Consider the following 14,296-nt stretch of genomic DNA (forward strand, 5'->3'; position numbering starts at 1 on the left):
AGATGAGTATTAATGGTGGCTTCGGCGGCTTTGGTGGCTTCGGCGGTTTTGGTGGCTTTGGTGGCTTTGGTGGCTTCGGCGGTTTTGGTGGTTTCGGCGGTTTCGGCGGTTTCGGCGCGCCGGACGCCAATCCCTTGCTGGCCGATGGCATGACAAAAAGCAGCGCGGCCCTCGCAGGGCCATTCCAGGGGCCGACCCTACCGGTCAACCTTCCCCTTCCCATCGACAAACCGGACCGGCTGGCCCAGTGGGCGGCTGAGCGGCGCCTGCAGGTCTGCGCGCTTGAACTGATGGGCGGCCTTCACTTCGGTGTTCACCTGGCGCGCGAGTCGGTCACCCTGGGGTTTGTGGACCTCAACAAGAAACCGCTCAAGGACCATGCCATTGTTCGCTTGGTTCGTCCCACGGCCAAGGTGTTCAAACAACAGGTGGGGTTGGTGGCCAACTATGCGGAGCTGCGTGAAGACCGCGGCAGCGAAATCCTGAGCCAGATGACGCCACAGGTCCCGTATTGGGGATCCATCGTGGGCCTGCAGCCGCACCGCCATAAATGGACGCTGGAGCTGATCGCCTTGACATTGGCGCTCACGTCCGACGTAGAGATGCGCTTCAAGCACGCCTTCGCCTGCCCGCGTCCCATGGAGCTGTCGCCGCAGATCCAGCCCATGATTGACACCCCCGGCCATGCCAGTTGGCCCAGCGGGCATGCCACCGAAGCCTTCGCCGTCGCCACGGTGCTGCTGGCCTTGCTGGAAAGCGCCAACGGCACGGCGGCCAAATACCGGGAGCAATTGGAGCGGCAAGCGGCGCGCATCGCGGTGAATCGCACGGTGGCAGGCCTGCACTACCCGGTGGACAGCGCCGTGGGCCGGCTGCTCGGCACCGCGCTGGGCGAGTTTTTCGCGGCGCGCTGCCTTGGCAGCAACCAGCTGCATGAACGCGGTTTCGACGGCCGGAAATTTCACGATCCACAGGGCGACGTTGTCGATTTCGACCTGCGCGTTCCCATGGACGACAACCACAGCGGCTACTACCAGTACCTCACCAAAGTCGGTACCGTGGCGGCCTCGCCGCTACTGGCCTTCATGTGGTCCAAGGCGGCCAAAGAATGGGAACCCCTGAAGTAAGGACACCCATGACCTGGCACAAACTTCCCAAAGGCGGCTTCACCGGCATTGACTGGGGCAAACCGGACGCGACGAACGGCTTCGATCCCTACTTGGTATGGGCTGAGGCCGATAGCTTCGTGGGTTACGGCGGCACGCAGCCGAAGTGGCTTGCTGTGGCGATTGAACTGAGCCCCGGCGTCAGCGTCGCCCAGTTCATAAGCGCGGCCTCGCCGCAATGGCTGCATGTGCCGCCGGTGTACACCTCCAGTGCCGCACCGACCGGGCTGCGGTTTTGCACGGCCCGTGTCAAGCCGGCGTTCTTCAAGCATATCCAGCCGGGCGGCAACCTGCACGCGCTGGTCAAACGGCTGGAACTGGGCTTGGCCGCTGGCCTTCACACGGAAGGCCCGGGCTCCATCGGGACGACGACCAGCGCCCCGCCCCTGCTCAAGGGCAAAGTCATGGCGCTGATCGACGACGGACTGGCTTTTGCCAATGCCAGCTTCTTGCACAAGGGCAAGGCGCGTACGCGCTACTTTTGGCGGCAGGACGACAAAGGCGTGGGCCGATCGCCGGCCGGCCTGGGTTACGGCCATGAGCTGACGGCCGCCGACATCAACCAGGCGATGCAGCAGCGCAGCTACAACGGTCTGGTGGATGAAGGCGAGGTGTACCGGCATTTCAAACTCAAGGCGCTGGAAAAGCGCGTTAGCCACGGCACGCATGTGCTGGACCTGGCGTGCGGCCCGCGCACGCTGATGGCGCAGATGGCCGATCTCCCGCCCGGCTTTGACGGGCCGGCCAGCTGGGCGCTGGCCGATGACGATGCCAGCCGCAGCGACATCATCGCGGTGCAGCTGGACTACGACACTGTGGCCGATACTTCGGGCGGTTCGATGAACGTACATGTCCTCGATGGATTGATGTATGTTCTTTCCCGCTGCGCGCATGACGCGAAAATCGTGACCAACCTCAGCTTCGGCACCCTGGCCGGGCCGCATGACGGGAGTTCGCTGCTGGAAGCGGCGATGGACCAGCTGATCACGCTGTGCGGCCAGCGGCTGCGGATCGTGCTGGCGGCAGGCAACAGCTACCAGTTGCGCACGCACGCCAACGTGACCCTGGCAAAAAATGAGCATGCGGTGCTGCACTGGCGCGGGCAACCCGATGACGCCACCGAAAACTTCCTGGAGTTATGGCTACCGCCGCAGGCCCACGGCATCCGCATAGAGATCACGCCCCCTGGACGGGCTGCGCTACCGGCCCTGGGGTTCGGGGAGTCCCGTATGTGGACGGGAAACGGCACGCAGCCACTGTGCGCGCTGATTTACCCCAAGAGCGTGGCAACCGGTACACACGGCACTTGCGCGCTGATCGCGTTGGCACCCACCTTCAGTTTCGACAAGGGCGTCGCCACGGCCCCCAGCGGCGTGTGGCAGATCAAGCTGACCAACACGCAGCCGGGCAAGGTCACGATAGACGCCTATGTGGAACGTGACGACGTGGTGACCGGCACACGAGGCGGGCGCCAGTCGCACTTTGAAGACAAGCTGTACGACATGAGCGGCAACCCGGAATCTTTCGTGGATCACCCCGACAATCCGACCTTGATCCGGCGCAGCGGCAATTTCAACAGCATTGCCACCGGACGCAAGACGGTGTCCGTGGGCGGCACGCGAATCGTGGGCTCGCACTGGGCGCATTACTCCCCGCAAAAGCCGGACCCCGATGCAGGCAGGCCTGAGCGTCCCGGTGTGGTGAAGATCGCCAGCACCGCGGCGTTCAGTGATGAAAATCCCGCCTTGACGGGGGTTCGGGCTGCCGGCACCTACAGCAGTTCAGCCGTCCGGCTAAAGGGTACCAGTGCCGCGGCGCCGCAGGAAACGCGGCGCATCTTTAACGCGCTATAGACCGCCCTCGCCGCTACCAGCGGCTGGGCAGTTTCTTGAGCAGGGTGATGCGCTTGGTGCCCATCTCGATGTAGCCGCCCTTTTCAAGGTCTTTGAGCAGGCGGCTGACCATCTCACGCGAGGCGCCAACGCGGCTGGCGATGTCCTGGTGGGTGATGGACTCCAAGGTGACGCCCCCGGCGGTATCGCGGGTCGCGACGTCATCGTGGTCTTCCAGCACAGCAATCAATCGCCCATACACGTCGAGCAAAGCCATATTGCGGGCAGCTTCCGTGGCGGTGCGGGCGCGGCGGATAACCTGAACCACCAGATTGATGGCAAATCCCGGCTCATACACCAAGTGCTCACTCACTTCCGCGCGACTGAGCACGGCACAGGTACAGGGCTCCAGGGTGATGACCGAGGCGGAACGAGGCCCGCCGTCCAGCGACATTTCACCGAAATAGTCGCCCGAATGAATCCTGCCGTAGGTGATTTCACGGCCACTTTCGTCCATGGAGAACACCTTGACGCTGCCTTTGAGCAGCACGAACAGGCTGTCCCCGATTTCGCCCTCATTGATGACGACCGCCTTCTTGGGGTAACTTCGCACCACGCCGCGCATGGCCAGGGTGCGTAATTCGGGGGTCAAATGGGCGTAAAGATCTTCTTCGGGAGGCATATGCGGACTCATGTTATGAGTCGTAATCTAGCACGTTGCCGGCCGTCCCGACGCGAATATCAATGTCAATGAATCTGTCCGATCGACAAGGGGGCGATGGGCGGCAGGATCGCCACGTGGTTGACCAGTTCACGGACGCCGCTGGAGGCGGTCTTGGCGCACAGGCTGCGCACATGGCTGCGCACGGTGGAAACGGCGACTTTCATCTGCGTGGCGATCTCGGGCGTGCTCAGGCAGCGGCACAGCAAGACCAGCACCTGCTCTTCCGTATGGGTGAGGCCGTGGTTGCGGGCAAACGCACCGAACACGCCGGACTCGCTCACCCCCACGCGCGACAGCATGAGCGCGACCCGGTCGCAGGGGCTGCCAGGCTGGCGTTGCAGCGGGACCAGGGCCAGGGTGAAATCCACGCCCTCGGCCGCCAGCTTGATGAGGCCGCGCTTGCCGGCCATGGCCTTGCCCATGGCATTCTGGAAGGCCTTGGCGTCGGGCGGCATGAGGACCTTCAACTCGCCCCGCTCCGCGCCCAGCACGGCGGCACGGTCAAGTTCACGCCGGGCGGCCTGGTTGGCGTGCAGTATCTTTCCCTGGGTGCTGACGATGAGCACGCCATGGGCCAGCTCATCCAGCAGCAGGGCCAACAGTGCCGGCGCCGGATCGGTTTCATCCAGGGAAAAAGGGGGGGCGGCCTCCAGGAAGGCGGCTTCGGGCTGTGCATACAGGGTCACGGGGCGCTCCATCCTACAAATAGATGAGCATAAAAAGCCCGGCCGAATGTGGATAGTGAATATGCCGAGTCATTCTTGTGAGAAATTCACAAGAATTCACCCCGGGGCCGCTTTTCAGGCCGGCTCGCGCTCCAGCATGGCCAGGGTGGCGTCCATGACGTGCGGCAGGAAGGCCATCTGCACGTGGGCGGCGCCGCGGACCAGACGGTTGTCGGCGCCGGGCAAGGTGGCCGTGGACGTCGGGAACACGATGTTGTCGCAGTTGGAATACCAGCACGTGAACAGCGCATGGCGGCCAGCCGGCATCTCGTGGTCCAGTTGCGTCTGCCAGTCGGACTGCAGGCGCATCTGGCGGCCATTGTGGCCGTGGCCGAAGCGTGCCAGCCAGGTCCCGCGGTGCGGCGATCCTATGGTGACCACATGGAAAACGCGGGCCTCGGCTCGCATGCGCTTGAGCCAGGCCCGGACAGCCAGCCCACCCATGCTATGGCATACCAGCAGCGGCGGCAGGCCGGTGGCCTCGGTGACCTGGCGGACCGCCTCGTCGATCTGCGGCGCATAGTCGTCGATGGAGCCGAACAGGGGTTCGAGGTTGACGGCGACAAAGGCGCGACCGCCAGCTTGGACGCGCCGAAGCCAGGGCGTCCACAAACCGCGGTTGCAGAAGAAGCCGTGCACAAACACGACGCCGCGGCGCCCCTGGACAGCTGTAACGGGCGCAAGCTGGTCCGGCACCACATTCATGCGAAAAGGCTGGCGCCAGCAGAACACGCGCGGTGCCGTCAGGGTCTCGCCCAGCCAGGCTCGCAGCAGTTCCATCCACGTAGGCTGCGGCGCCGGGTCTTGTTTGTTGAGGTGATGGAGGAAAACGAATTCGAGGGCCAGGAAAACGGTGTAGCCCAGCACGATGACCAGAAACCCCGTGACGGCCAGCACAGGGGAGTCGCTGCGAAACCAGAACAGCCAGCCAAAGGCCGCTGCAACCAGGGACAGGGTGATGAGTCTTTGCAGGTGGGCCAGCATGGATGGGGAAATGGAGAAAGAAGCGGATCAAGCCGCAGTATCTCAGGCCAGTGTGACAGCCTGGCCCGAGAGCCTGCCGGCCAGGCCCTGCGCCAGACGGTTCACCATGCCATAGATGGACAGCTGCGGGTTAGCGCCTATGCTGGTCGGGAACAGCGAACCGTCGTGGATGGACAGATTCTCGAGCTGCCAATGGACGCCGTCCGGCCGGGTGACGCCCTGGCGTTCGGTGCCGCCCAGGGCACATCCGCCCATGACGTGGGCGCTCACGACCCGCGTCAGCAGGGGCTTCATGGGCAAGGCATTGACCGCGTCGCGCGCCTGCGCCCAAGAGGTGTAGGGCTGGGCCATCTCGTGCAGCGGCAGCACCTGTTTCGCGCCGGCAGCGAACTGAATTTCCATCATCGACAGCAAGGCCCTGCGCCCTCCGTCCATCACGTAGTCCGTGAGCGGGTAATCCAGCACGGCGGAGTTGTCGCCGCGCAGCTTGACCTGCCCGCCCGGCGACTCGTCATGAAAGCCGTCGCGCAACAGCGCCAGCAAGGTGTGGTTGTAGGGGAAGGACTTGAGCAGCTCGTGCTGGCCCTGACCGAAGCCCGGCACAGTCGACGCAAAAATCACCGGATGCAGCGGCGGAGCCTCGAGTTTGTAGCCTATGGGCCCGTCGATCGCCTGGGTTTCCAGGAAATGGTCGGAGTAGATGGTTTGCGGTGCGCCATTCCAGGCTTCCACTTTTTGCTCGAACACGCTGGAGGACATGACCACGGGGTGCAGAAAGGTCCGGGCGCCGAGCACCCCGTGCGGATCGGGCGCCTGCGAACGCAGCAGCACGGCCGGCGAGTTGATGGCGCCGCCGGAGAGCACATAGTGTTTCGCGGCGATCCTGATGGTCTCGCCTGTGCCCAGGCTCCGGCACACGAGCGCGGTGACCTTGCCGTTGGCCAGCTCAAAGCGTTCCGCGCGGGTTTCAGTCAGCAGCTGCGCGCCCTTGTCGAGTGCCGCGGGGATGGTGGTGACCAGCATGGACTGCTTGGCATTGGTCGGGCAGCCCAGGCCGCAGGAGCCGAGGTTCCAGCAGCCTTTGACATTGCGCGAAATGGCTGAAGCGGGAATCCCCAGCTTGGCCGCGCCTCTGCGCAGCAAATCGTTGTTCTCGTTGGGAGGCACGAGCCAGGGCGTGATGTTGAGACGCTGCTCCGCCTGGGCGAAGTAAGGCGACAGCGCCTCCGTGGTGTAGCCGTCCAGCCCGAATCGGTCCTGCCAGAACTTGAGCGTGGAGTTTGGGGTGCGAAAGGAGCTGGTCCAGTTCACCGTGGTGGAACCGCCCACGCAGCGCCCCTGCAGGATGTTAATAGCTTTGTCTTCGGTTTTACGCGCCGCGCTTTCCTGGTACAGCGAGGGATAGGCTTCGGATTCTTTCTGGTTGAAGTCGCTGCTGCTTTTGAGCGGACCCTCTTCAACAATCACCACCTGTAGGCCGGCCTTGGCCAGCAGCTCGGCCGTGATGCCGGCGCCGGCGCCGCTTCCGATGATGGCGACGTCGCAGCCGATGTTTTTCGGCACAGGCCCGAGCGCACCGCCCATGACTTTCCAGCCACGTGCGATGCCCTCGCGGATCGGGTCTTTCAATTGGCTCATGCTGATTTGGGTGGTCTTTAGATCTTCATGGGGCCGGGATATCCGAGCAGGGGCCAGCTGACCGGATCGGAGAAATACGCGCCTGCGGTGATGTCATGCAAGGCGGCATAGGCCTGCTGGCGCAAGGCCAGCCTGGACAGGCGCATGTCCTGAAGTGATTGCTGAATGTCGGCGATGGACGCCTGGTCCCAGGGTTGGCCAAGACCGGCCAAGGCGCGTCGGCCCGCGGCGCTCGCGAGCAAGGCCAGCAGCTGCGAGAGTTCAGCCTGCGCGTGCGGCGGCAGGGACTGCACCAGCACGTCGACACGGCCGAGCAGGCCGTTCAACGCGATGTACCGCGCGCCGTCTTCGGCCGGCAGCGTCTTATCCAGTACGGCGCGGCCGACGGCGGAAAATACCTCACGCCCCGAGGCACTCAGCGAGCCGCCGGCGAGGCCGGGCTGCAGCAACGCGGCTGTGCCGCCGGCAACCAGCAGCACGGCGGCCGACGCGGCGCCGAGCTTGAGGAGCGTTCTTCTTTGCATCCCGGCAGTTTCTCATGGGCATTTAAGTTTCAATAGGGTCCCGTACCTAGATAAACTCCGGGTTTGTATGGACGCCTCCGCACAACAAATACACGACGCGCTAGAGACCGTGGCCAGGCTTCGGCAACAGCACAGGGCCGACCCGCCGCTGGCCCGGGCCAGCGCCGAGGTCAAGCGCTTCCAGGCGCGCCGCTTCCAGGCCACTTATTCCGACCTGCTGCACAGCCATCGGTATAAAACAGCGGCCTCGTTTTTTCTGCAGGAGCTCTACAGCGACAAGGACTATGCCGAGCGCGACCAGCAGTTCGCGCGCATCGCCGGCACCATCGCCAAGCTTTTTCCGCAACCCGTGGTCAACACCGCGGCCGCGCTGGCGGAAGTGCACGCGCTGACGGAACAGCTCGACGACCTGATGGCGCGCGAGTGGCTGACGGACGTTGAGGCCGTCCCCCAAAGCAGTGAATGCGCGCGTTACATCCGCTGCTGGCGCTGCGTCGGAGACATCGCCGCGCGCGAACGGCAACTCGAGGTGGTGCTGCACCTGGGACGGGAACTTGACCGTCTGACACGAATGTTCGGGCTTCGCACCCTGCTCAAGATGATGCGCGGCCCCGCGGCGGCGGCCGGGCTGAACTCGCTGCAGCATTTCCTGGAAACCGGCTTCGATGCCTTCGCCAACATGCGCGGCGCGGGCGAGTTCCTCAAACTCATCAAGGATCGCGAGACGGCGTGGATTCACTCCCTGTTTGAGGACGATGCTGTCACCTGCGAGACCAGATTGGGTCATTTACTCGCGGCCGGGCCCTGATATCGCGCCGGCATTAGGACAAGCCCCATACGGATTCCCTCGCGCGGCTTTCACAATGAGCCGCAAGGAGTTTGTATGAACAAGCATTGGCTCAAGAGTTATCCCGAAGGCGTCTCCCACGAAATCGATACCGAACAGTTCCGTTCATTGACCCACCTGCTGGAGGAGTCGTTCAAGAAGAACGCGGCCAAGCCGTTCTCGGTGTGCATGGATCGCTGGATGAGCTACGGCCAGCTCGATGACCTTTCTTCGGCGCTGGGCGCCTGGCTGCAAAGCCTGGGTCTCGAGCCGGGCGCGCGCGTGGCCATCATGCTGCCCAACGTACCGCAGTTTGCGGTCACCATGGCCGCGATCCTGCGCGCGGGCTACACCTGCGTCAACGTTAACCCGCTCTACACCGCGCGGGAGCTGGAGCACCAGCTGCGCGACTCCGGCGCGACGACCATCGTGCTCCTGGAAAACTTCGCGGCCACCTTGGCGGAGGTGATTGAACGTACGCCGGTGAAGAACGTCGTCATGGCTTCCATGGGTGATTTGCTGGGTTTCTGGTACGGGCAGTGGATCACTTTCGCGGTCCGCCACCTCGCCAAGCTGGTGCCGGCGTACAAGCTGCCATTGAGCGAAGGGCGCAGCGTCACCGCCTTCAATCGCGCGATTGCCGATGGCAGCCGCCTGGCGCTCAAGCCCGCGCAAAGCACGCTCGATTCCATCGCATTTTTGCAGTACACCGGGGGGACTACAGGTTTGTCAAAAGGCGCGGTGCTCACCCATCGCAATATCGTCGCCGCGATTTTGCAGGCTGAGGAATGGTTCACGCCCGCACTGAAGCGGATCGGCGACGTCAGCAAGACCAACAACATCGCAGCCTTGCCGCTGTACCACATCTTCGCGCTGACGCTGTGCCTGCTGACCATCCGCTGGGGCGCCCATCTGACGCTGATTCCCAATCCGCGTGACTTCGGCAAGTTCATCGAGGTTCTCAAGAAGCGGCCGTTTCACCTGCTGCCGGCGGTCAACACCTTGTTTAACGCGCTGCTTCAGCACCCGCAGTTCAAGACAGTGGACTTCTCCAGCCTTTGTGTTTCCCAGGCCGGTGGCATGGCCGCATCCGAGGGCACGGCGAAGCACTGGCTGCAGGTCACGGGTTGCCCCATGATCGAGGGCTGGGGCATGAGCGAGACTTGCGCGATCGGCACCAACAACCCGGTGACCAACAAGGATTTCACCGGCACCATAGGCCTGCCACTGCCCAGTATCGAAATCGCGATCAAGGATGACGACGGAAAGTCTCTCGCGATTGGGGAATCCGGCGAGATCTGCATCAAGGGTCCACAGGTCATGACGGGCTACTACCAGCAGCCGGAAGAGAATAAGAAGGCGTTCACTTCCGACGGCTTCATGCGTACGGGCGACATCGGCCTCATGGACGAGCGTGGATACACCAAAATCATCGACCGCAAGAAGGACATGATCATTGTTTCCGGCTTTAATGTCTTCCCCAACGAGCTTGAGAACGTGATTTCCCTGTGTCCTGGTGTCATTGAATGCGCGGCCATCGGCATTGCAGACGACAAACAGGGCGAGGCCATCAAGGTTTTTGTCGTCAAGAACGACCCTACACTGACCGAGGACGACGTGAGCGCCTATTGCAAGCAACACCTCACGGGCTACAAGCGCCCCAAATACATTGAATTCCGCGATGACCTACCCAAAACCAACGTCGGAAAGATCCTCAGGCGTGAACTGCGCGCGTCGGCCTGAGCATTTTTTCGCCAGCAGTTGCTGATGGCTGCGCAGGATTTCCCGCCTGGGCTGCATATTTTCGAGCGTGGCTGGCTCTCCGCCAACAATATTTTGTTCACGGGTGGCGATGAAACCCTGCTGGTCGACAGCGGCTACTGCACGCATGCGGCGCAAACACTCTCGCTGGTAGAGTCCGCTCTGGGCTCGCGGCGGCTCGATATGCTCATCAACACGCATTTGCACAGCGACCACTGCGGCGGCAATGCGGCTTTGCAGGCGCGTTATCCAAGCCTTCGTACTTTTATTCCACCTGGCCACGCACAACAAGTTGCGGATTGGGATCCGGTAGCGCTGACTTATTTGCCGACAGGACAGCTTTGTCCGCGGTTCAGCTTTACGCAGGCGATCCAGCCGGGGATTTCCATGCGTTTTGGATCGGAAATGTGGCAGGTTCATGCGGCGCCTGGGCACGATCCGCACTCGCTGGTGTTCTTTGAGCCCCAGACTCGGGTGCTAATTTCCGCGGATGCCCTGTGGGAAAACGGATTTGGTGTGGTGTTTCCAGAGCTCGAGGGCGCGGATGCATTCTCCGAAGTCGCCGCGACCCTCGACCTGATTGAGCGTCTGGATCCAAAAACCGTGATTCCCGGGCATGGGCGTGTCTTTGCCTATGCGCCCGAGGTGCTGGCACGTGCGCGCCAGCGCCTGGATTCATTCGTCAGTAAACCGTCGAGGCACGCACAGCACGCCGCGAAAGTTCTGCTCAAGTTCAAGTTGCTCGAAACCCAGCGCCAGGATTTCGACGAGTTTGCTCAGTGGGCGACCGAGACACCCTATTTTCTGCAGATCAAGAACAAATTTTTTGCTGAGATTCCCGTCCGCGTGTGGATAGACCAACTCAGCGACGAGCTGGTTGCGGCTGGCGTGGCTCAAAGGGATGGTGAGTACATCGTGAACGCTTGAGCTCCCCAGGCTAATTGGGTTCGAAATCGGGGTTGCTCCCCTGCGGAAGTGCCTTTCAACTCGCACTCTCCCGCAGATCGCAAAAGCAAAAAGCCCGCATGAATCCATGCGGGCTTTTTTAAACCTCCACGCGACCTGGCCACCTGTCACACGGAAAATCAAGCGCACAAAAGAAAACGCCCGGTTGATCAAAAATCAACCGGGCGTTCCTTGCTGTAAGAGCCTGACGATGTCCTACTTTCACACGGGAATCCGCACTATCATCGGCGCTAAGTCGTTTCACTGTCCTGTTCGGGATGGGAAGGAGTGGTACCAACTTGCTATGGTCATCAGGCATAACTTGTTGACAGACTGTCCAAAGAACAGCCCATCGAATTCATAGAGTAAATCAGATTTTATTTAGATTCGCACAGCTGCTAGGCTGTGCTTTTTGAATGCGTCAACTTGGCATAACAACTTCGAATTAATCAAAGTTATAGGGTCAAGCCGCACGAGCAATTAGTATCAGTTAGCTTAACGCATTACTGCGCTTCCACACCTGACCTATCAACGTCCTGGTCTTGAACGACTCTTTAGGGGGCTCAAGGCCCCGGCAGATCTAATCTTGAAACGAGTTTCCCGCTTAGATGCTTTCAGCGGTTATCTCTTCCGAACTTAGCTACTCGGCAATGCCACTGGCGTGACAACCGATACACCAGAGGTTCGTCCACTCCGGTCCTCTCGTACTAGGAGCAGGCTTCCTCAAATCTGCAGCGCCCACGGAAGATAGGGACCAAACTGTCTCACGACGTTTTAAACCCAGCTCACGTACCTCTTTAAATGGCGAACAGCCATACCCTTGGGACCGGCTACAGCCCCAGGATGAGATGAGCCGACATCGAGGTGCCAAACACCGCCGTCGATATGAACTCTTGGGCGGTATCAGCCTGTTATCCCCAGAGTACCTTTTATCCGTTGAGCGATGGCCCTTCCATACAGAACCACCGGATCACTATGTCCTGCTTTCGCATCTGCTCGACTTGTCAGTCTCGCAGTTAAGCACGCTTATGCCATTGCACTATTAGCACGATGTCCGACCGTACCTAGCGTACCTTCGAACTCCTCCGTTACACTTTGGGAGGAGACCGCCCCAGTCAAACTGCCTACCATGCACTGTCCCCGATCCAGATAATGGACCTAGGTTAGAACCTCAAACACACCAGGGTGGTATTTCAACGTTGGCTCCATGCGATCTAGCGACCACACTTCAAAGCCTCCCACCTATCCTACACAGATCTGTTCAAAGTCCAATACAAAGCTACAGTAAAGGTTCATGGGGTCTTTCCGTCTTTCCGCGGGGAGATTGCATCATCACAAACATTTCAACTTCGCTGAGTCTCAGGAGGAGACAGTGTGGCCATCATTACGCCATTCGTGCAGGTCGGAACTTACCCGACAAGGAATTTCGCTACCTTAGGACCGTTATAGTTACGGCCGCCGTTTACTGGGACTTCAATCAAGAGCTTGCACCCCATCATTTAATCTTCCAGCACCGGGCAGGCGTCACACCCTATACGTCGACTTTCGTCTTAGCAGAGTGCTGTGTTTTTAATAAACAGTTGCAGCCACCGATTTTTTGCAGCCTCATTGGGCTCCCCAAGTAAATGGTTCACCTACTAAAGGCACACCTTCTTCCGAAGTTACGGTGTCAATTTGCCGAGTTCCTTCTCCTGAGTTCTCTCAAGCGCCTTAGAATACTCATCTCGCGCACCAGTGTCGGTTTGCGGTACGGTCGTGTGTAGCTGAAGCTTAGTGGCTTTTCCTGGAAGCAGGGTATCACTCACTTCGTCTGCAAGCAGACTCGTTATCACCCCTCATCTAAGCCCGGCGGATTTACCTACCAGGCACGACTACAGGCTTGAACCAACATATCCAACAGTTGGCTGAGTTAACCTTCTCCGTCCCCACATCGCACTACACATCGGTACAGGAATATTGACCTGTTTCCCATCAGCTACGCATCTCTGCCTCGCCTTAGGGGCCGACTCACTCTACGCCGATGAACGTTGCGTAGAAAACCTTGCGCTTACGGCGAGGGGGCTTTTCACCCCCTTTAACGCTACTCATGTCAGCATTCGCACTTCTGATACCTCCAGCAGGGTTTACACCACCACCTTCACAGGCTTACAGAACGCTCTCCTACCACTTGCAATAAATTGCAAATCCGCAGCTTCGGTAACTGGCTTAGCCCCGTTACATCTTCCGCGCAGGACGACTCGATCAGTGAGCTATTACGCTTTCTTTAAATGATGGCTGCTTCTAAGCCAACATCCTGACTGTTATAGCCTTCCCACTTCGTTTCCCACTTAGCCAATTTTAGGGACCTTAGCTGGCGGTCTGGGTTGTTTCCCTCTTGAGTCCGGACGTTAGCACCCGGTGCTCTGTCTCCCAAGCTGTACTCATCGGTATTCGGAGTTTGCATTGGTTTGGTAAGTCGCCATGACCCCCTAGCCAAAACAGTGCTCTACCCCCGATGGTAATACTTGAGGCACTACCTAAATAGTTTTCGGAGAGAACCAGCTATTTCCAAGTTTGTTTAGCCTTTCACCCCTATCCACAGCTCATCCGCTAGTTTTGCAACACTAGTCGGTTCGGACCTCCAGTGCGTGTTACCGCACCTTCATCCTGGCCATGGATAGCTCACTTGGTTTCGGGTCTACACCCAGCGACTGATCGCCCTATTCGGACTCGATTTCTCTACGGCTACCCTATTCGGTTAACCTTGCCACTGAATGTAAGTCGCTGACCCATTATACAAAAGGTACGCAGTCACCCCTTACGAGGCTCCTACTTTTTGTAAGCACACGGTTTCAGGATCTATTTCACTCCCCTCCCGGGGTTCTTTTCGCCTTTCCCTCACGGTACTAGTTCACTATCGGTCAATGATGAGTATTTAGCCTTGGAGGATGGTCCCCCCATATTCAGACAGGATTTCTCGTGTCCCGCCCTACTTGTCGTTAGCTCAGTACCACAAGTCTCTTTTTGCATACGGGGCTATCACCCGCTATGGCCAACCTTTCCAGGCTGTTCTGCTAAGAGTCTCGCTATCACTAACAGGCTTCTCCGATTTCGCTCGCCACTACTTTCGGAATCTCGGTTGATGTATTTTCCTCGAGCTACTGAGATGTTTCAGTTCACCCGGTTCGCCTC

10 protein-coding genes and 2 rRNA genes (1 of these 12 cut by a window edge) are annotated in these 14,296 nt (G+C 60.1%); 5 read left to right on the forward strand and 7 right to left on the reverse strand.

From position 1 onward, the window contains the following. Positions 1–2: 2 nt before the first annotated feature. Both AC1D0O_RS13225 and AC1D0O_RS13230 read left to right on the forward strand, forming a co-directional pair. A complete protein-coding gene (locus AC1D0O_RS13225; RefSeq protein WP_477653971.1) occupies positions 3–1,127 on the forward strand; it encodes a phosphatase PAP2 family protein in 1,125 nt (374 codons plus the stop codon). A gap of 8 nt (positions 1,128–1,135) precedes the next feature. Then, positions 1,136–3,019 carry a S8/S53 family peptidase gene (locus AC1D0O_RS13230; RefSeq protein WP_477653972.1) on the forward strand — a complete coding sequence of 628 codons (1,884 nt, stop codon included), beginning with the start codon at positions 1,136–1,138 and terminating at the stop codon, positions 3,017–3,019. 13 nt (positions 3,020–3,032) lie between these two features. Here the strand turns inward: AC1D0O_RS13230 and AC1D0O_RS13235 are convergent, their stop codons facing one another. From AC1D0O_RS13235 to AC1D0O_RS13255, 5 genes are all read right to left on the reverse strand, one after another. Further along, on the reverse strand, positions 3,033–3,680 hold the full coding sequence (locus AC1D0O_RS13235; RefSeq protein ID WP_477653973.1) for a Crp/Fnr family transcriptional regulator: 648 nt from the start codon (positions 3,678–3,680) through the stop codon (positions 3,033–3,035). A 65-nt stretch (positions 3,681–3,745) separates the two neighbouring features. Beyond that, positions 3,746–4,408 (reverse strand): helix-turn-helix transcriptional regulator, encoded by a 663-nt coding sequence (locus tag AC1D0O_RS13240; protein ID WP_477653974.1) that lies wholly within the window; start codon positions 4,406–4,408, stop codon positions 3,746–3,748. Between the two features lie 114 nt (positions 4,409–4,522). Beyond that, the gene (locus AC1D0O_RS13245; protein WP_477653975.1) at positions 4,523–5,431 is read right to left on the reverse strand and encodes an esterase/lipase family protein; all 909 of its coding nucleotides are present in this window, start codon (positions 5,429–5,431) and stop codon (positions 4,523–4,525) included. Between the two features lie 42 nt (positions 5,432–5,473). After that, a complete protein-coding gene (locus AC1D0O_RS13250; RefSeq protein ID WP_477653976.1) occupies positions 5,474–7,069 on the reverse strand; it encodes a GMC family oxidoreductase in 1,596 nt (531 codons plus the stop codon). Between the two features lie 17 nt (positions 7,070–7,086). Then, positions 7,087–7,593: a hypothetical protein gene (locus AC1D0O_RS13255; RefSeq protein WP_477653977.1), complete on the reverse strand. Its 507-nt coding sequence runs from the start codon at positions 7,591–7,593 to the stop codon at positions 7,087–7,089. A 67-nt stretch (positions 7,594–7,660) separates the two neighbouring features. Between AC1D0O_RS13255 and AC1D0O_RS13260 the strand changes: the two genes are divergently transcribed. From AC1D0O_RS13260 to AC1D0O_RS13270, 3 genes are all read left to right on the forward strand, one after another. Continuing rightward, on the forward strand, positions 7,661–8,401 hold the full coding sequence (locus AC1D0O_RS13260) for a DUF8198 family protein (RefSeq protein WP_477653978.1): 741 nt from the start codon (positions 7,661–7,663) through the stop codon (positions 8,399–8,401). Positions 8,402–8,476: 75 nt separating this feature from the next. Then, positions 8,477–10,162 (forward strand): AMP-binding protein, encoded by a 1,686-nt coding sequence (locus AC1D0O_RS13265; protein ID WP_477653979.1) that lies wholly within the window; start codon positions 8,477–8,479, stop codon positions 10,160–10,162. A gap of 24 nt (positions 10,163–10,186) precedes the next feature. After that, on the forward strand, positions 10,187–11,107 hold the full coding sequence (locus AC1D0O_RS13270) for an MBL fold metallo-hydrolase (protein WP_477653980.1): 921 nt from the start codon (positions 10,187–10,189) through the stop codon (positions 11,105–11,107). Positions 11,108–11,328: 221 nt separating this feature from the next. Here the strand turns inward: AC1D0O_RS13270 and rrf are convergent. Further along, positions 11,329–11,441: ribosomal RNA gene (gene rrf / locus AC1D0O_RS13275) — 5S ribosomal RNA — on the reverse strand. A 143-nt stretch (positions 11,442–11,584) separates the two neighbouring features. Then, a 23S ribosomal RNA gene (locus AC1D0O_RS13280) occupies positions 11,585–14,296 on the reverse strand (it continues 168 nt past the right edge of the window).

The sequence above is a fragment of the Polaromonas sp. P1_F2 genome (assembly GCF_056405735.1).